This is a genomic window from Serratia sp. CY74737, assembly GCF_052166775.1.
Taxonomy (GTDB): Bacteria; Pseudomonadota; Gammaproteobacteria; order Enterobacterales; family Enterobacteriaceae; genus Serratia; species Serratia ureilytica.
Genome location: NZ_JBJNOF010000019.1, coordinates 26238 through 42527, shown reverse-complemented (window position 1 = coordinate 42527; position 16290 = coordinate 26238). Strand labels below are relative to the sequence as shown.

At 56.6% G+C, this 16290-nt stretch carries 15 protein-coding genes; 9 read left to right on the top strand and 6 right to left on the bottom strand.

The features are described 5' to 3' along the window. Positions 1 to 2: 2 nt before the first annotated feature. The gene (gene glyQ / locus ACJ8PE_RS22620) at positions 3 to 920 is read right to left on the bottom strand and encodes a glycine--tRNA ligase subunit alpha (RefSeq protein WP_004933966.1); all 918 of its coding nucleotides are present in this window, start codon (positions 918 to 920) and stop codon (positions 3 to 5) included. A 475-nt stretch (positions 921 to 1395) separates the two neighbouring features. On the opposite strand from glyQ, the gene ACJ8PE_RS22615 reads away from it, so the two are divergent. Continuing rightward, entirely contained in the window at positions 1396 to 2070 is a 675-nt protein-coding gene (locus tag ACJ8PE_RS22615; protein ID WP_197792999.1) for an acyl-homoserine-lactone synthase, read from the top strand. Here the strand turns inward: ACJ8PE_RS22615 and ACJ8PE_RS22610 are convergent. Beyond that, positions 2017 to 2763 (bottom strand): helix-turn-helix transcriptional regulator, encoded by a 747-nt coding sequence (locus ACJ8PE_RS22610; RefSeq protein WP_033645125.1) that lies wholly within the window; start codon positions 2761 to 2763, stop codon positions 2017 to 2019. The two genes, ACJ8PE_RS22615 and ACJ8PE_RS22610, sit on opposite strands and share 54 nt — an antisense overlap. 592 nt (positions 2764 to 3355) lie before the next feature. Beyond that, positions 3356 to 5344 (bottom strand): autotransporter domain-containing esterase, encoded by a 1989-nt coding sequence (locus tag ACJ8PE_RS22605; protein ID WP_033645126.1) that lies wholly within the window; start codon positions 5342 to 5344, stop codon positions 3356 to 3358. 197 nt (positions 5345 to 5541) lie between these two features. On the opposite strand from ACJ8PE_RS22605, the gene ACJ8PE_RS22600 reads away from it, so the two are divergent. The 8 genes from ACJ8PE_RS22600 (at position 5542) to ghrB (ending at position 12976) form a co-directional block, all read left to right on the top strand. Further along, positions 5542 to 6108, top strand: a complete 567-nt coding sequence (locus ACJ8PE_RS22600) for a DNA-3-methyladenine glycosylase I (RefSeq protein WP_033652312.1) — start codon at positions 5542 to 5544, stop codon at positions 6106 to 6108. Further along, the gene (locus ACJ8PE_RS22595) at positions 6105 to 6557 is read left to right on the top strand and encodes an N-acetyltransferase (RefSeq protein WP_033645128.1); all 453 of its coding nucleotides are present in this window, start codon (positions 6105 to 6107) and stop codon (positions 6555 to 6557) included. Before ACJ8PE_RS22600 ends, ACJ8PE_RS22595 begins: the two co-directional genes overlap by 4 nt. A 248-nt stretch (positions 6558 to 6805) precedes the next feature. Beyond that, positions 6806 to 7468, top strand: a complete 663-nt coding sequence (locus tag ACJ8PE_RS22590; RefSeq protein WP_033645129.1) for an OmpA family lipoprotein — start codon at positions 6806 to 6808, stop codon at positions 7466 to 7468. A 124-nt stretch (positions 7469 to 7592) separates the two neighbouring features. Beyond that, the gene (locus tag ACJ8PE_RS22585; protein ID WP_004933951.1) at positions 7593 to 8627 is read left to right on the top strand and encodes a LacI family DNA-binding transcriptional regulator; all 1035 of its coding nucleotides are present in this window, start codon (positions 7593 to 7595) and stop codon (positions 8625 to 8627) included. A gap of 165 nt (positions 8628 to 8792) precedes the next feature. After that, positions 8793 to 9545 (top strand): sugar phosphate isomerase/epimerase family protein, encoded by a 753-nt coding sequence (locus ACJ8PE_RS22580; protein WP_197793919.1) that lies wholly within the window; start codon positions 8793 to 8795, stop codon positions 9543 to 9545. A 7-nt stretch (positions 9546 to 9552) separates the two neighbouring features. Next, the gene (locus tag ACJ8PE_RS22575; RefSeq protein ID WP_046688560.1) at positions 9553 to 10518 is read left to right on the top strand and encodes a sugar kinase; all 966 of its coding nucleotides are present in this window, start codon (positions 9553 to 9555) and stop codon (positions 10516 to 10518) included. 138 nt (positions 10519 to 10656) lie between these two features. After that, complete coding sequence (locus ACJ8PE_RS22570; protein WP_033645131.1) at positions 10657 to 11925, top strand: MFS transporter; 1269 nt, start codon at positions 10657 to 10659, stop codon at positions 11923 to 11925. Between the two features lie 73 nt (positions 11926 to 11998). After that, a complete protein-coding gene (gene ghrB, locus ACJ8PE_RS22565) occupies positions 11999 to 12976 on the top strand; it encodes a glyoxylate/hydroxypyruvate reductase GhrB (RefSeq protein ID WP_033645132.1) in 978 nt (325 codons plus the stop codon). 67 nt (positions 12977 to 13043) lie between these two features. Here the strand turns inward: ghrB and ACJ8PE_RS22560 are convergent, their stop codons facing one another. The 3 genes from ACJ8PE_RS22560 to ACJ8PE_RS22550 all read right to left on the bottom strand — a co-directional run bounded on the left by ACJ8PE_RS22560 (position 13044) and on the right by ACJ8PE_RS22550 (position 16288). Then, positions 13044 to 13994, bottom strand: a complete 951-nt coding sequence (locus ACJ8PE_RS22560) for a hypothetical protein (protein ID WP_096242698.1) — start codon at positions 13992 to 13994, stop codon at positions 13044 to 13046. Further along, positions 13984 to 15246, bottom strand: coding sequence for an ATP-grasp domain-containing protein (locus tag ACJ8PE_RS22555; protein ID WP_197793670.1), 1263 nt, complete (start codon positions 15244 to 15246; stop codon positions 13984 to 13986). Before ACJ8PE_RS22555 ends, ACJ8PE_RS22560 begins: the two co-directional genes overlap by 11 nt. Before the next feature lie 103 nt (positions 15247 to 15349). Further along, entirely contained in the window at positions 15350 to 16288 is a 939-nt protein-coding gene (locus tag ACJ8PE_RS22550) for a phosphotransferase (RefSeq protein ID WP_080273428.1), read from the bottom strand. Positions 16289 to 16290 lie beyond the last annotated feature (2 nt).

The following is a 16290-nucleotide window of genomic DNA, read 5'->3' as shown; positions in this document are numbered from 1 at the left end:
TCTTAGTTCTCGTTCTTCTTGTTGCACATCGGGAAGCCCAGCGCTTCGCGGGAAGCGTAGTAGGCTTCGGCAACGGCTTTGGTCAGCGTGCGGATGCGCAGAATGTAGCGTTGACGCTCGGTCACCGAAATCGCCTTGCGCGCGTCCAGCAGGTTGAAGGTATGGCCCGCCTTCAGGATGCGTTCGTAGGCCGGCAGCGGCAGCGGTTTTTCCAGCGCCAGCAGCGATTGGGCTTCTTTCTCGTACTGCTCGAAGCAGGAGAACAGGAAGTCGACGTCGGCGTATTCGAAGTTGTAGGTGGACTGCTCCACTTCGTTCTGATGGAACACGTCGCCGTAGGTGGTGACGCCCAGCGGGCCGTTGCTCCACACCAGATCGTACACGCTGTCCACGCCCTGGATGTACATCGCCAGACGCTCCAGGCCATAGGTGATCTCGCCGGTCACCGGCTTGCACTCCAGGCCGCCGACCTGCTGGAAGTAGGTGAACTGCGTCACTTCCATGCCGTTCAGCCACACTTCCCACCCCAGGCCCCAGGCGCCGAGCGTCGGGTTTTCCCAGTTGTCTTCCACGAAGCGGATGTCGTGGATGGTCGGATCCAGACCCAGCTCTTTCAGCGAGCCCAGGTAGAGTTCCTGAATGTTGTCCGGCGATGGCTTAATCACCACCTGGAACTGATAGTAGTGCTGCAGACGGTTCGGGTTTTCGCCGTAGCGGCCGTCGGTCGGGCGACGGGATGGCTGCACATAAGCGGCGGCCATCGGCTCCGGCCCCAGTGCGCGCAGGCACGTCATCGGGTGTGAGGTTCCCGCGCCGACTTCCATGTCCAATGGTTGAACGATGGTGCAGCCCTGGCGCGCCCAATAATCCTGCAGTGTCAGGATCAGGCCCTGGAAGGTCTTGGTATCAAACTTTTGCATGTTGAATTCGCACGCGATACAAGTGGATTTATATGGAATGCGCCAGTATACCCTTTGACCGTAAGATATACAGCCAGAATCCGGCAACAAGTGCGAATCGGGGCGAGAAGCGCTGGATTTTCACCCGTCGGCCAAGAAAACCGTCGGCGACATCGGCGCCGCAGAGGGCGAGGTAACCGCACCGCTTTCGCAGGCTCGGGTATCGGCTGGCTTTAGAGAAACGCCGATTCATCCCCCGCATGCTTCCACTACCGGCAGCTTGAGGCTTCTTCGACAAACAACAGGCGTGTTGAACAATATTCAAATAAGTGAATGGAATGAAAAAAAACATAACTCAGTGTTATATATTTACTTTATTCTCACCAACGCGGCATCGACTGAAATTTACTTGCCATAGTGACTCTGGTAGTATAACAAGAACAAATAACAGCCGCAGCTAAAAAGCCATTTAAGTCGCTTAGGAAAAAGATTGAAAATGATAGAGCTCTTTGACGTAGACTATAATTTGCTGCCAGATAACAGATCGAAAGAACTATTCTCTTTAAGAAAAAAAACGTTTAAAGACCGTTTAGACTGGCTCGTTAATTGCGAAAATAACATGGAGTTTGACGAATACGACAACCGTCACGCCACCTATATTTTCGGCACCTACCAAGATCACGTCATTTGCAGCTTGCGATTTATCGAAACGAAATACCCAAACATGATCAGCGATGGCGTATTCGACAATTACTTTAACGGTATAAAACTCCCCGGAGGGAATTACGTTGAAGCCAGCAGATTATTTATAGACAAGGCGCGCATTCAAGCACTTCAACTCCATCAAGCGCCAATTAGCACCATGCTTTTCCTGTCGATGATAAACTATGCAAGAAGCTGCGGCTACGAAGGCATATACGCCATTATCAGTCACCCGATGCGCATTATTTTCCAACGCTCCGGCTGGCATATCTCGGTGGTAAAAACCGGATGCTCCGAAAAGAATAAAAATATTTATCTGATCTATCTGCCGATAGACGATGCCAACCGGAACAGATTGCTGGCGCGCATCAACCAACACGCCACAAAGTGGGATAACCCGTTGGATTCCTGGCCATTATCCTTCCGAGTCAGCGAGAAGCGGCCGGATGAGCTGCAGCTCCACACCTAACCTGATGGCATGTTTGGCATTGGTGACGCCAAGCTTTTTGACGGCGTTGCCGATGTGATATTTTACGGTGGTGAGTTTTATTCCCAGGATAAGGGCAATTTCTTGATAGGATTTACCTAAGCTCGCCCAGTAGATGATCTCATTTTCACGCTTGGAGAAAAACTCCCGCTGGTTCATTTTTTCAAAGTCAGCAGGCGTGCTCATTTCCTGGTAGAGCGCCGTCATTTTTCCGTGCATGGTAATCAGTAGCATTTGAATTTCGGCCTTATTATTGTCAATCTGCTGTTCAACATCCGCATCACAATGCTTATCCAACATAATGGATAACACCACCAGATTATGATGATGATCGTGCAAGACGAAAGTATACCCATTAATAATATTGTAGTTCTTGGCCATATCAAAAATCTTTGGCAATTTTAATCCTGCGCCAATTTCCAAATCTTTATCCCAGGTAAACGGGGTGATTCTATGCGATGCGGTAATCAAAACGGGATCAATAAACTGATAGTTGTTTTTGATATAAAACTCGAACCACTCCGTTCTATTGGAAATGATTGAAAAGCTAGTCGGATTTCTTTTATTCATTATAGCATAGGCATATTTTATATTATTGTATTTGCTCAGCCCGCGTTCCAACTCTTCTTTTATAGAGGCATTAATGGTTTCATTATTGAAAAAAAAGTTAGACACTCACCAATCCTCTTCAAGAAATAACATCACTATAAAATTGAGAAGAGTATAACCCGGTTGCGCCGCCAAGTAAATTAAACCGACAGGCATAATAGGAAGCGTTAATAATCAACAGGCGTTTTAAAGAGTCAATTAAAATAATTTCGGAGGGGAAATTAATTTAATCGAGAAATAAGCGCGTCGCTGAAAAAGGGGCGGCAGGGGGCGTTATCCGGCAAAGAAACACAAAGAAAACAAAATCATAACAACTCGGCATCATGACATGCATCTGACAAAAGCGTTCTGTCGCGTTGAAGATGAGAGGGGGCCAGACAGGCAGGCGAAAACGCCCCGCATCCGATGATGAAGGGAAAAAGCCATTGACAGTGAAGATTTGGATATACAATAATAACCAAAATTTTCCCTGGTGTTGGCCAAGTGGCTACCTGATCCTTTATAGGATCAGTTTTTTTTTGTAGCGCTGTATTTTATCGTTATGCAATAACGATAAGAACTTTCAGCGATAAATGATAGTTGTACTAAAGTACAGTCTCATCCGCCCACATCGCCTCGCCATCTCGCCGTCACAGGCTCCATCCTCTCCCGAGAGTTCTCAGAAGCGCGCGCTGACGCCGACGTTATACATAAACTGCTCGCCGCTGCTCAGGCCGCCGGTTTGCGAGACGGTGGCGAAGGCCGACACTCTGTCCGTCAACGGCATGTTGGCCCCCAGCGTGACATCCACCCAGTTTTTGTCCTGACCCGCACTGTCGCGAGTAAATGAGGTTTGCGTCGATTTCAGGCCGCCGCCGGCGCGGTAGACGTCATCGCCGAACTGATGCTGATAACTCACTTCCGCATAGGGGTTAAACACGCCGAATTGCGTATCCAACCGCCAGCCCAACGCGCCGATCTGCGAATGATAGGTTTGATCGTTGAAGCGCATGGCGGTGCTGTCATCACCGTCTTCGCTGTAGCCGGAAACATGGCTGTAATCCCAGGCGAACTGCGCCACCGGCCCGGTGGTGAGGTAAGCAGCGATAGGGAAGTCGTAGCCGGCGGTCACGCGCGCGCCCCACTGCTTGCCGGAGGTCGAACCGGTTTCGGTGCGCGTCAGCGGCCCCAACCGCATGCTGCGACGGATGTCGTCATAATCCATCGTCGCATAGTGCAGATCGGCATTGACCCACCCCTGCTCGAATATGGCCAGCGAACTGAAGGCCGACAGCAGCACCCCACGCGCCTTGTAGTCATAGCGGCTGGAAGGATGCTGATCGTCGTTGGAACCGGCGATCAACGCACCGATCAACCAGCTGTCGGTCAGCTGATAGTCCACGCCGACGGTCAGGTTGTGGGTGGTGGCGTTGCCATCCCCCGCCGCCCGGTTATCGGCATAGTCATAGTGTTGGCCTGCGTAGCCGCCGAACACGCCCAGCGAGCCCTGCGGATTGTCGCCGTTGCGCAGCTGCTGGAAACGGCTGTCGAGCGTGGCGCGGCTGTCACGCGCCATCGCCGCCGTCGCCTGATTCAGCGCCACCACCTGCGCCGGGCCATCCAACACCGCCTGGATATAATCCGCAATCAGCAGGTGCGCCTGCGGGCTGGGGTGGAAATGGTCGGAGAACAGATAGGACTGGCCGGCGTCGAAGCCGGGCATGTCGGAACGGCAAACCGCCGAGGAAACGCCCGCCGGACAAGCCATGCCGGCCGTGTTGGCGAAGCCGAACTGCGCCGGATTGGCGATCGCTTCGGCGAACAGCTTGTTCACGTCCACCCGCACGATATTGCCGCCCCCCTGCGCCAGCAAACGGTCTTCGCTTTGATTATAGAAATCGGTCAGCTGAGCGGCCTGCGCGCTCAGGCTGTCATACGCCGCCACAAGCTGGGCGGCGATCGCCTGCTGCACCTGAGGGATCGCGCTGCCCTGCTTCGCCGCGGCGGCCAACGCCGCGTGGATCGCCTGCGTTCGCGAAGCGTTGTCCGGGGTTGCCACCGAATTGAGCGTGGCATAGGCCGCCTGAATCGCCGCCCCCTGTACCGGCGGCAGCGCCTGCTGAATAATCAGCTCCATCAGCTGCGGCGTGGAGCCGATGTTCGGCACCGTCGGCACGATCACCGTGCCGGCGCCGGCGTTCAGCAGCGAATGCACCTGCGCGGCGGCGGCCGCGGCGCTGTTATAGGCCACGCCGGGCGCGGTAGCGGCGTTCAGCGCCGCCGCCGCCAAATCGTTACCGCCGATCCAGTGAATATACAAACCGTCGCCATCGGCCTGGCCGTTAACCCGATTCAGGTAGCGCTGCACCTGATCCTGAGTGTTGTCGACCGGGTTCAGGCCCGGCACCGCCACGGCGCCGCCGGCGGCGTAGTTTTCACCGCCGTTGTCCGAGGCCACCAGCGCCGCGCCGATGCGTTGCGCCAACGCTTCGTCGTACAGCAGGTGCTGACTGCCGTCATAGGTGAACCGGCCGTTGTTGCCGGTATCACTCAGGCTGTCGCCAAAGACGTAGAGTTGGTCATACGCCTGAACCGGAAGGGTCACACTGCAAAGTAACGCCACTGCAAGCGCCGCCGGGCGGGGCATGCATGTTATTTTTAGAGGCATGAATCGACTCCTGAGAGCCTGCAAATGAAGGCAATGTCGTTTTTATCGTTGGCCGGTTTTCCACCGGCCATGTAGTAACTATTGTCGGCTTTTTCGTCACGTCAAGCGGGGCTGCGGACAAAACAATCAGAGGCTTGCCAAGTTCACCGCTTCGAGCGATGATTACTGTTCATAAATACAGCACAAGGACATTCAGGATGGCAGAAGAACGTTGCGGTTGGGTGACGGCCGATCCGTTGTATCTCGAGTATCACGACAAGGAATGGGGCACGCCCACCACCGACGCGCGCGAGCTGTTTGAAATGCTGTGTCTGGAGGGACAACAGGCCGGTCTTTCCTGGATCACCGTGCTGAAAAAGCGCGAGAACTACCGCCGCGCCTTCCATGATTTCGATCCGCAGCGGGTCGCCGCCATGACCGAACAAGACGTGGAAAGGCTGCTGCAAGACAGCGGCATCATCCGTCACCGCGGCAAGATAGAAGCCATCATCACCAACGCCAAAGCCTATCTGGCGATGGAGGCGGCCGGCGAGAATTTCGTCACCTTCATATGGGACTTCGTCGGCGGCCGGCCACAGCTCAACCGCTGGCAGGCGCTGAACCAGGTTCCGGCCAAAACTGAGCAGTCCGACGCCATGTCCAAGGCGTTGAAAAAGCGCGGCTTCAAGTTTATCGGCTCCACCATCTGTTACGCCTTCATGCAGGCCAGCGGGCTGGTGAACGATCATCTCACGGGGTGCATGTGCTACCCAAAGCCACGGTGATCCGCCCCTGTGGCCCGGCGGATATCGATCGGCTGATGGCGCTGTGGCTGCCCAGCACCATCGCCGCCCATCCGTTCGTGGCGGAAAAATACTGGCGTGAAAGCGCCGCACTGGTGCGGGAAAATTACCTGCCGCGCGCGCAGAGCTGGGCCTGCTGGCATGAAAACGAGATCGTCGGCTTTATCAGCGTGCTGGACGAACAGTTCATCGGCGCGCTGTTTGTCGATCGGGCGTATCACGGCCGCGGCGTAGCCCGGGCGCTGATGACGCACGTGCAGCAGCGCTACCGCCGGCTCAGCCTGGAGGTTTATCAGCAAAACCTGCGCGCCTGCGCGTTTTACCACAAGCACGGTTTTCAGGTGACACAGCGCCTGTTTAACGACGAAACCCAGGCCTATACGCTGATCATGAACTGGCCGGCAATCGAGAATTCAACCGGTTACGGTTAAAAAAGGCGCATTCGCACCCTGGCGGCGCGCAATTAGGAATCCGCTGCATGGCGCCGCCCGGCGTTTTGTCGCATAACTCCCCCAGCACTTACCCGCGCTCATCATTTGTCACGTTTTTCTCCGGAACTGCCGGCGAGCCAACGCGTCATAGTAGCGCGGTGATGCGGGCCCCACCTGCGTCGCCTACTTTTTTGCGCCCCCGTGTTGGGCCGGCGCGTACAGATATTGATGCCATTAAGGACAAGAACATGAAAAAACGCATTGCAATTATTGCCGGCGCAGTGAGCGTCGCGCTCACGCTGTCGGCCTGTACCACCAACCCTTACACCGGCGAATCCGAAGTCGGCAAGTCCGGCATCGGCGCGGGCCTCGGGGCCGCACTGGGCGCCGGCGTCGGCGTACTGTCCTCTTCCAAGAAAGATCGCGGCAAGGGCGCGCTGATCGGCGCGGCGGCCGGTGCGGCGCTCGGCGGCGGCGCTGGCTATTACATGGACGTGCAGGAAGCCAAACTGCGCGACAAGATGAAAGGCACCGGCGTCAGCGTCACCCGTCAGGGCGACAACATCGTGCTGAACATGCCGAACAACGTGACCTTCGACAGCAGCAGCGCCACGCTGAAACCGGCGGGCGCCAACACCCTGACCGGCGTCGCTATGGTGCTGAAAGAGTATCCGAAAACCGCAGTCAACGTCATCGGCTACACCGACAGCACCGGTTCCCGTTCGCTCAACATGAACCTGTCGCAGCAGCGCGCCGATGGCGTAGCCAGCGCGCTGATCACCCAGGGCGTGGCGGCGAACCGTATCCGCACCGCCGGTGCCGGCCCGGACAACCCGATCGCGTCCAACAGCACCGCGGAAGGCAAGGCGCAAAACCGCCGCGTCGAGATCACCCTCAGCCCGCTGCAATAATCCCGCGCGGGGCGCCACCGGCGCCCCGCCGCTTCCCTGCGATTTTCTCCTTATCCTTCAACATTCCCGCCCGCACGCCGGGTATGGTAGTCTCCTTGACAATTAACCGCAGGAGGGATCGGCTGTGAGCACTGTCAAGGCAACGCGCGCCTCAGGACGCGCCACCATCAGCGATGTAGCGAGCATCGCCAAAACCGGCAAGACCAGCGTGTCACGCTATCTGAATGGTGAACAGCACCTGCTTTCCGACGATCTCAAACAGCGCATCGAACAGGCGATCCAGCAGCTCGACTACCGCCCAAGCCAGATGGCGCGCAGCCTGAAGGGCGGCCAAACGCGCCTGATCGGCCTGATCCTCGCCGATATCACCAACCCCTATTCGGTGGACGTGATGCGCGGCATCGAGGCCGCCTGCCGCCAACACGGCTTTACCCTGCTGGTGTGCAACACCAACAACGAAGTCAATCAGGAACAGCACTACCTGCAGCTGCTCAGCAGTTACCGGGTGGAAGGCATCGTGGTCAACGCGGTCGGCATGCGCGAGGAAGCGTTATCCACGCTGCAACAGTCGATGCTGCCGATGGTGCTGATCGACCGCAAAATCCCCGACTTCGCCTGCGACGTAGTGGGCCTGAACAACCGTGAAGCCGCCACCGTCGCCACCGAGCACCTGCTGCAACAAGGCTTCGAAGCGATCCTGTTCCTCAGCGAACCGCTCGGTACGGTCAATACCCGCCTGGAACGCCTGCACGCCTTCAGGCATACCATGGCGCAGCACCCTGCGCTGCTGGCGGAGCAGGCCGAAACGCCGCTCAACGATCGGCAAAAACTGGAACAGGTGCTGAGCGATTTCAGCGGCCGTCATCGCGGCATGCGCAAGGCGGTGATCTCCGCCAACGGCGCCCTGACGCTGCAGGTGGCGCGCGCCATGCGCCGGCTCGGCATCCAATGGGGCAACGACATCGGCCTGCTGGGCTTCGACGAGCTGGAGTGGGCGGAACTGGCGGGCGTCGGCATCACCACGCTGAAACAACCCACCTACCAAATGGGGCACGCGGCGCTGGAGCGGCTGGTGCAGCGTATTCAGGGTCTGGCCGCCCCCAGCGGCGAGCAGATGTTCTCCGGCGAGCTGATCGTCCGCGGCTCCACCACCCGCTAACCCGCCTTCTCCGGGGCCTTAACCGCCCCGCCTTCATCGGCTGTTTTTTGCTCAGCTTCGTGATTGCGATCATATTTTTACACTCTGTCGCTTTCTACTGGAACCGGTTCCATTTAACGTACCGGTAACAGCAGCGGCGGCGACAATGCCGCCTCAGGAGTCAAAATGAAAACAGAAATCATCGTGGTCACCGGCGCCTACGGCGCCGATACCGTCAAACAACAGGGCGGCCAGCGCGCGCTGTTGCCCATCATCACCGGCGCGGGCGCCGACGGGGTGGAGATCCGCCGCGAACTGTTCGCCGCCGGCGAACTGGACAGCCTGCCTGCGCTGGCCCAGGAGATAGAACGCCAGCAGCTGTTCACCGTCTATTCCGCCCCTGAGGCGCTGTTCACTCCGCAACATACGCTGAATCCCAACCTGCCGGCGCTGCTGGCGGAAGCGCAGGCGCTGAACGCGCGCCAGCTGAAGCTCTCCCTCGGCCATTTCCGCCCCGGCTTCGATTTTACCGAGCTGAAAGTGGCGCTGGAGCAACATCCGGTCAAACTGGTGGTCGAGAACGACCAAACGCCGGACTGCGGCATTTTGTCGATGCTGAACGCCTTTTTCCATGCAGCGGAAGATAGCCACCTGCCGGTCAGCATGACCTTCGATATGGCCAACTGGCTGTGGGTGGGGCAAGACGCCTTCGCCGCCGCCGAGCGCCTGGCCCGCCACGTCGGTTACGTGCACGTCAAGGCCGCGACGCAAGGCCCGCGCGGCTGGCGCGCCATTGCGCTGGACGATACCGACGGCAGCTGGCGCGATCTGCTGGCCCGCCTGCCGCACGATGCGCCGCGCGGCATCGAATTCCCGTTGCAGGGTGATGACCTGGAAGCCGTCACCCGCCATTACGTCAATATTTTGCGTGCGGAGTAACCCCATGATGACAACGTTAACGGCAACGACGGCGCAGCAGGCGCCCCTGGATGTGGTCACGCTGGGTGAAGCCATGGCGATGTTCGTGGCGGCGCAGACCGGCGATTTGGCGGAGGTGGAAACCTTCACCAAACGCATCGCCGGCGCCGAACTGAACGTGGCGATCGGCCTGGCCCGTCTGGGCATGAACGTCGGCTGGGTCAGCCGCGTCGGCAACGACTCGTTTGGCCGCTTCACCCTGCAGCAGCTGAAAAAAGAAGGCATCAACTACCGGCAGGTGACGGTCGACGGCCACTATCCGACCGGTTTTCAGGTGAAATCCAAGACTACCGATGGTACCGATCCCAGCGTGGAATATTTCCGTAAAGGCTCGGCGGCCAGCCGCCTGTCAGTCGCCGATTTCAACCGCGAGTATTTCGGTTCCGCGCGCCACCTGCACCTGAGCGGCGTGGCGGCGGCGCTGTCCGGCGAATCGCTGGCGCTGTGCCACCATGCGGCGCGCGAGATGCGCGCCATGGGCAAAACCATTTCGTTCGATCCCAATCTGCGCCCGGTGCTGTGGCCCAGTCGCGAGGTGATGATCGAGCAGCTGAACCAGCTGGCGTTCGCCGCCGACTGGGTGCTGCCGGGGTTGAAAGAGGGACAGATCCTCACCGGCCAGTCGACGCCGGAAGGCATCGCCGATTTCTATCTGGAGCGCGGCGTGCAGGCGGTGATCATCAAAACCGGCCCGGACGGCGCCTGGTTTAAAACCGCCGCCGGCGATAAAGCGGCGGTGGCCGCGGTCAAGGTCGACAACGTGGTGGATACCGTAGGGGCGGGTGACGGCTTTGCCGTCGGCACCCTCAGCGCCCTGCTGGAAGGCAAAACGCTGGTACAGGCGGTGCAACGCGGCAACAAAATCGGCTCGCTGGCGATCCAGGCCATCGGCGACAGCGAAGGCCTGCCGACCCGCGCGGCGCTGGCCGAATAACAATAAAAAACGACTTCTCCGCATGACGTCAGCCTCTGGCCCTACAACCGGGACGCGTCGGGAGAGCATCTGCCCCTTCGTCTTTCATGCCCAACGGGCTGGGCGAAGGGGATGCAACACCACTGAAGGATACTGAACATGAACAAAGCGACTGTCGCGGCCAAACGCTGGTGGTACATCATGCCCATCGTGTTTATCACCTACAGCCTGGCCTATCTCGATCGCGCCAACTTCAGCTTCGCCTCCGCCGCCGGCATCAATGAGGATCTCGGCATCACCAAGGGCATGGCCTCGCTGCTGGGCGCGCTGTTTTTCCTCGGTTATTTCTTCTTCCAAATTCCCGGCGCCATCTACGCCGAGCGCCGCAGCGTCAAAAAACTGATCTTCTGGTGCCTGATCCTGTGGGGCGGCTGCGCCTCGCTGACCGGCGTGGTGAGCAATATCCCGATGCTGGCCGCCATCCGCTTTATCCTCGGCGTGGTGGAAGCGGCGGTGATGCCGGCAATGCTGATCTACATCAGCAACTGGTTCACCAAATCGGAGCGTTCACGCGCCAATACCTTCCTGATCCTCGGCAACCCGGTGACGGTGCTGTGGATGTCGGTGGTGTCCGGTTACCTGATCCACGCCTTCGGCTGGCGCGAAATGTTCATCATCGAGGGCATTCCGGCGGTCATCTGGGCGTTCTGCTGGTGGGTGCTGGCGAAAGACAAACCGGCGCAGGCCGGCTGGTTGAGTGCCGATGAGAAACAGGCGCTGCAACAGCAGCTGGACGAAGAACAGAAAGGCATCAAGGCCGTGCGCAACTACGGCGAAGCCTTCCGTTCGCGCAACGTGATACTGCTGTGCGTGCAGTACTTCGCCTGGAGCATCGGCGTATACGGCTTCGTGCTGTGGCTGCCTTCCATCCTGCGCAGCGGCATGCAGATGGGCATGGTGGAAGCGGGCTGGCTGTCGGCGGTACCTTACCTGGCGGCGACCATCGCCATGATCGTGGTCTCCTGGGCGTCGGACAAAATGCAAAACCGCAAGCTGTTTGTCTGGCCGCTGCTGCTGATCGGCGCGCTGGCGTTCTTCGGCTCTTACGCCGTCGGCACCAACCATTTCTGGATCTCTTACGGCCTGCTGGTGGTCGCCGGCGCCGCGATGTACGCCCCTTATGGGCCGTTCTTCGCCATCATTCCGGAAATGCTGCCGAAAAACGTCGCCGGCGGCGCCATGGCGCTGATCAACAGCATGGGCGCGCTGGGTTCGTTCTTCGGTTCCTGGTTCGTCGGTTACCTGAACGGCGCCACCGGCAGCCCGGCGGCTTCCTACATGTTTATGGCTATCGCACTGGTGGTGGCGGTGGTGTTGACGCTGATCGTCAAGCCCGCCCGCAACGAGATCCAGCCGCAGATGGCTTGATCCGGTTATACTTTTTCTCTGTCAATCAACCCGAGGGGGCGCCAGGCCCCCTTTGGCCCAGCTGGAGTTCGTGATGAAACCTTCTATCGTATTGTACAAAAGCCTGCCCGCCGACCTGCGTGAACGTCTGGAACAACACTTCACCGTACACGCGTTCAACGGCCTGCAGCCGGAGAACCGCGAGGAACTGCGCCAGGCGTTGCAGCAGGCCGAAGGGATCATCGGTTCCGGCGGCAAAATTGACGAAGCCTTCCTGCAGCAGGCGCCCAAACTGCGCGCGGCTTCGACCGTTTCCGTCGGCTACGACAACTTCGACGTCGAGGCGCTCAACGCCCATAACGTGCTGTTGATGCACACCCCGACGGTGCTGACCGAAACCGTCGCCGACACCATCATGAGCCTGGTGCTGGCGACGGCGCGCCGGGTGGTGGAAGTGGCGGAACGGGTCAAGGCCGGCGAATGGCGCGGCAGCATCGGGCCGGACTGGTTCGGCGTCGACGTGCACCACAAAACCATCGGCATCCTCGGCATGGGCCGCATCGGCCTGGCGCTGGCGCAGCGCGCGCACTTCGGCTTCGGCATGCCGGTGCTGTACAACGCCCGCCGCACGCACGAAGAGGCGGAGCAACGCTTCAACGCCCGCCGCTGCGATCTGGATACCCTGCTGGCCGAGTCGGATTTCGTTTGCATCACGCTGCCGCTGACCGAACAAACTTTCCATCTGATCGGCCGCGATCAGCTGGCGAAGATGAAGAAAAGCGGCATTCTGATCAACGCCGGCCGCGGGCCGGTGGTGGATGAGCAGGCGCTGATCGAAGCGCTGCAAAACGGCGTGATCCACGCCGCGGGGTTGGATGTGTTCGAGAAGGAACCGCTGCCGGCCGACTCGCCGCTGCTCAGCATGCCGAACGTAGTGGCGTTGCCGCACATCGGCTCCGCCACCCATGAAACGCGCTACGGCATGGCCGCCTGCGCGGTGGATAACTTGATCGCGGCATTGACCGGCACGGTGAAAGAAAACTGCGTCAACCCGCAGCTGTTGCAGAAATAACTCAGCGCGGCCGGCGATCTGCGGATCGCCGGCCTCGCCGCTTTTTGCGGCTGTCGACGGAGTATTTTCACTCCGTCAAACTCACGGGCTTCCCCCTTATCTTGCTGACGACAAATTTGCCCACGTCGTCATTGGCGATCAGCATGACCAGCAGCAGCATCACCAACACCGCCAGTTTCATATGGCTGTAGGCTATCGACGGGTCAAAAGCCTCCAGCAACAGCGTAATGCAGGGTGAAACATTCACAATAATGTTGGTGGTCAAGGCGCTGGTGAGTTCAATACCCTTTTGCAGCATCCATAGCGGCAATATATTCCCTAATATGACGATGATCGGCAGGTACATCCAGAAGCTGGATTGCGTCGTTGCCAATACGCCTTCGCTCGGCAACATCAGCGCGCAAACGCCAATGAGCAAGGGAAATCTGAACGACTGAATATTGACGGCGTTAAACGCTTGTTTGGACAATGATTTTGCAATATAGGTGCCGACAGCCATACAGGTTGAGGTGACGAGACACACTAAGCCAAGCGCCAGAACAAATAGGGTGTTTGAATCGAAGGGGTTAAAACGCTGCCCTTTCACGGCCAATATCATCAGCACGGCGACAATAAAAGCCAGCATCACGGCTATAACGATGTTTTTTACCCCCACCGAGTTTCGATTATAAATCTCAATGAAAACAGAAATGATCGGGCTCAGTCCAAAAAGCATGGCCACCAGAATGGAGGGCTCCGTCCATTTCAACCCAACGAAAAGCCCAACCCAAGCTCCCAGCGTAGAGATATTCAATAATAGAATTAACTTCCAGGCGTTGAGGCAAGCTCGCAGCTTGACGGGGAAAAACAGCACGGAGATCACAAAGAAACCGAGCCAGGTCAAGGTGAAAGTCCAAAACAATAATACGAACAGATCGATGCTCTGCAACAAACCTGAGAGAAAAACATCTATGGCCGCACCCAGGATGCAATATCCAAGAATGTACGTTGGGCCGGACGCCTTGATTTTACTGTTCATAGACTTCAAACATGCCCTTACTTTCAAGGCCAACGATATATTGATAGTCGGCATTGAGCTGATCGGCGCAACGGTGGCTTAACGCAATCCAGCCCGGAGAGCTGTAAACGTCCGTCGTGAGTTTTATTTCCTGATCAACATCCGGCAGATTTGATTTCTTGTAGGATGGCAAACCGGCGATGGTATCGACATGCTTAACGGCCTTGATAGTGCCAGCGCTAAAAGATATCAGCTCTTTAATTTTTAAATAGTTTAACGGTTTATATTCCTCTGCGACCGCTTCCAGGAATGCCTCGGTTGAACACACGCTCAGTACCAGTTCGTCAATCTGCGTGCGCTTCAACGCCAGGGATGACAACGCCGGAAAACCCGCGCCGTGCGGTCTGGCCCCGGTTTCAATTAGCGTCCAACCGTCTTTGGTTAAAAACAGTTCCGAGTGCGCTGCGCCAAACGTGATCCCTAAAGCATCCAGACAGCTAAAGATGTAATCTTTGAGCTGAGCGTGATTCTGCGCATCGAAGGAGGTCAGTTCGGTGAACTCACAGATGGAATCGGCCCCGTTGTAACTGCCCTTGCCCATCTTCCATATCGCACAGATCTTGTGACGGCCTTGATAACTGACAGTATCGACGACGTACTCTTCCCCCTCAATAAAAGGCTGCAGAATAATGACTTCATTTTTTAAATTGAGCTGATTGCTTTTTTTGAACAAATCACCCGAATGAGCTTCAACTTCTTCAACCGTTTTGCAAACAAAAACGGAGTCCGTGCCTGCGCTGTCAACGGGTTTTAGCACCAGCTTCCGGTATTTTTTAAACAGCTCGGTCGCATATTGCGTGGCGTCTTTAAGGGTAGTTAATCGGAGCGTGGGGATATGATTGATCGCGCTATTTTTCAGGCACTCCTGCATCAGGTATTTATTCCTGCGAGAACGGCTCGTGCCGGTATCGTTACCGGGCAGGTCCAGAAGCTCAGCCAGATGATCTGCGAGTTCAATGCCTGTTTCACAGCCTGCAATCACCGCGATAACATCATACTCTTGCAATTGATTGAGGATCTCATCCCCTGTGTATTGCAAACTGATAAAGAAATCATCCCCTCTGTAGCTATTCAGCAGCTTCGCCGGGATATCTTCTCGACTTTGAATGTGCGCGCACCCGTATCCTTCTTTATTGAATTCCGGTGCCACATCATTTCCGGATGAGTAGGCGTCAACGAGGATGACGATTTTTTTCGTGTCTTTGATGTCCATGCAGCGGGTTACTCCGTACTATAATCAGGGCCGAATATTAACGTTCGATTGTCTTGGCGTCGAATTTACGCTCGACGCCCTTTTACTTTATGAAGGGAACGTGTCAGCAAATTTGTGAGAAGTCGGTGCGTTCAATACTTTTAGCCAAGCTTGTCATTTCGCGATATTTATCAGATTTATCACCACCCGGCTGATAGATTCTATACCGCCAATAACGCCAAAGAGATGTCAGGATGGCGGCGTATTCCGTATAGGTTTTCAACACCTTAATTTCGCGCGCTTCAAGCATTCTTATAGAATTATAACCCGCGATGATATGCTTCGCTTTTTCCGGCGACAGCGTCCCATTGATGCCGCAGGTGCCGACAATCGCCATGGCGATATCGAAAACGGAGTGATAAATACAGGTCAACTCAAAATCTATCATGCCGACGAACTGCTCGCCTTCAAACAGCATATTGTCGTAGAAAAGATCGGAGTGGATGACAGAGGTAGGCAAGCCGCTGATGCGTTCTACGGCAAGATGCCTGAGTCTGTCTTTGGCCCAGCGCTCATAATCCTGATCGATATTGGCATCGAGGGCATCCATGAACTTTTTCTGCTCATAGAAGACTGAGTCTGTTAAGAAATTAGGGACGGGGATCGTATGCAGTTTCGCCATGGCAACGCCGAGCTGCCTGAGCATATGTTCGTTGAAATCCCGGCGGACGGCGCCATCCATATAGGTTCTTAATAGAGAGTGCTTACCCCTTAATATAATTGAATAGCTTTCTTGCCCTTTGGGTTTGACCAGCAAGGAGGTCTCATAATCATGTGCTTCCAGCCATACCAGCGTCTTTGCCATGATCTCAACGTCATCACGGCTTTGCTCTTCAATAATGCTGAAAACACAGCGGCCGATATCCGTTTCGAGGCAGTAATTGGTATTGCCGGATCCCATCCCCAAGAAGGCGCTGCTTTTTACCGTCAGCCCATAAAGAGATTCTATGCGGTGAACTTCATCACTATTCAACGTTGAGCCTGTTTGCATTTCTAATTCCATAT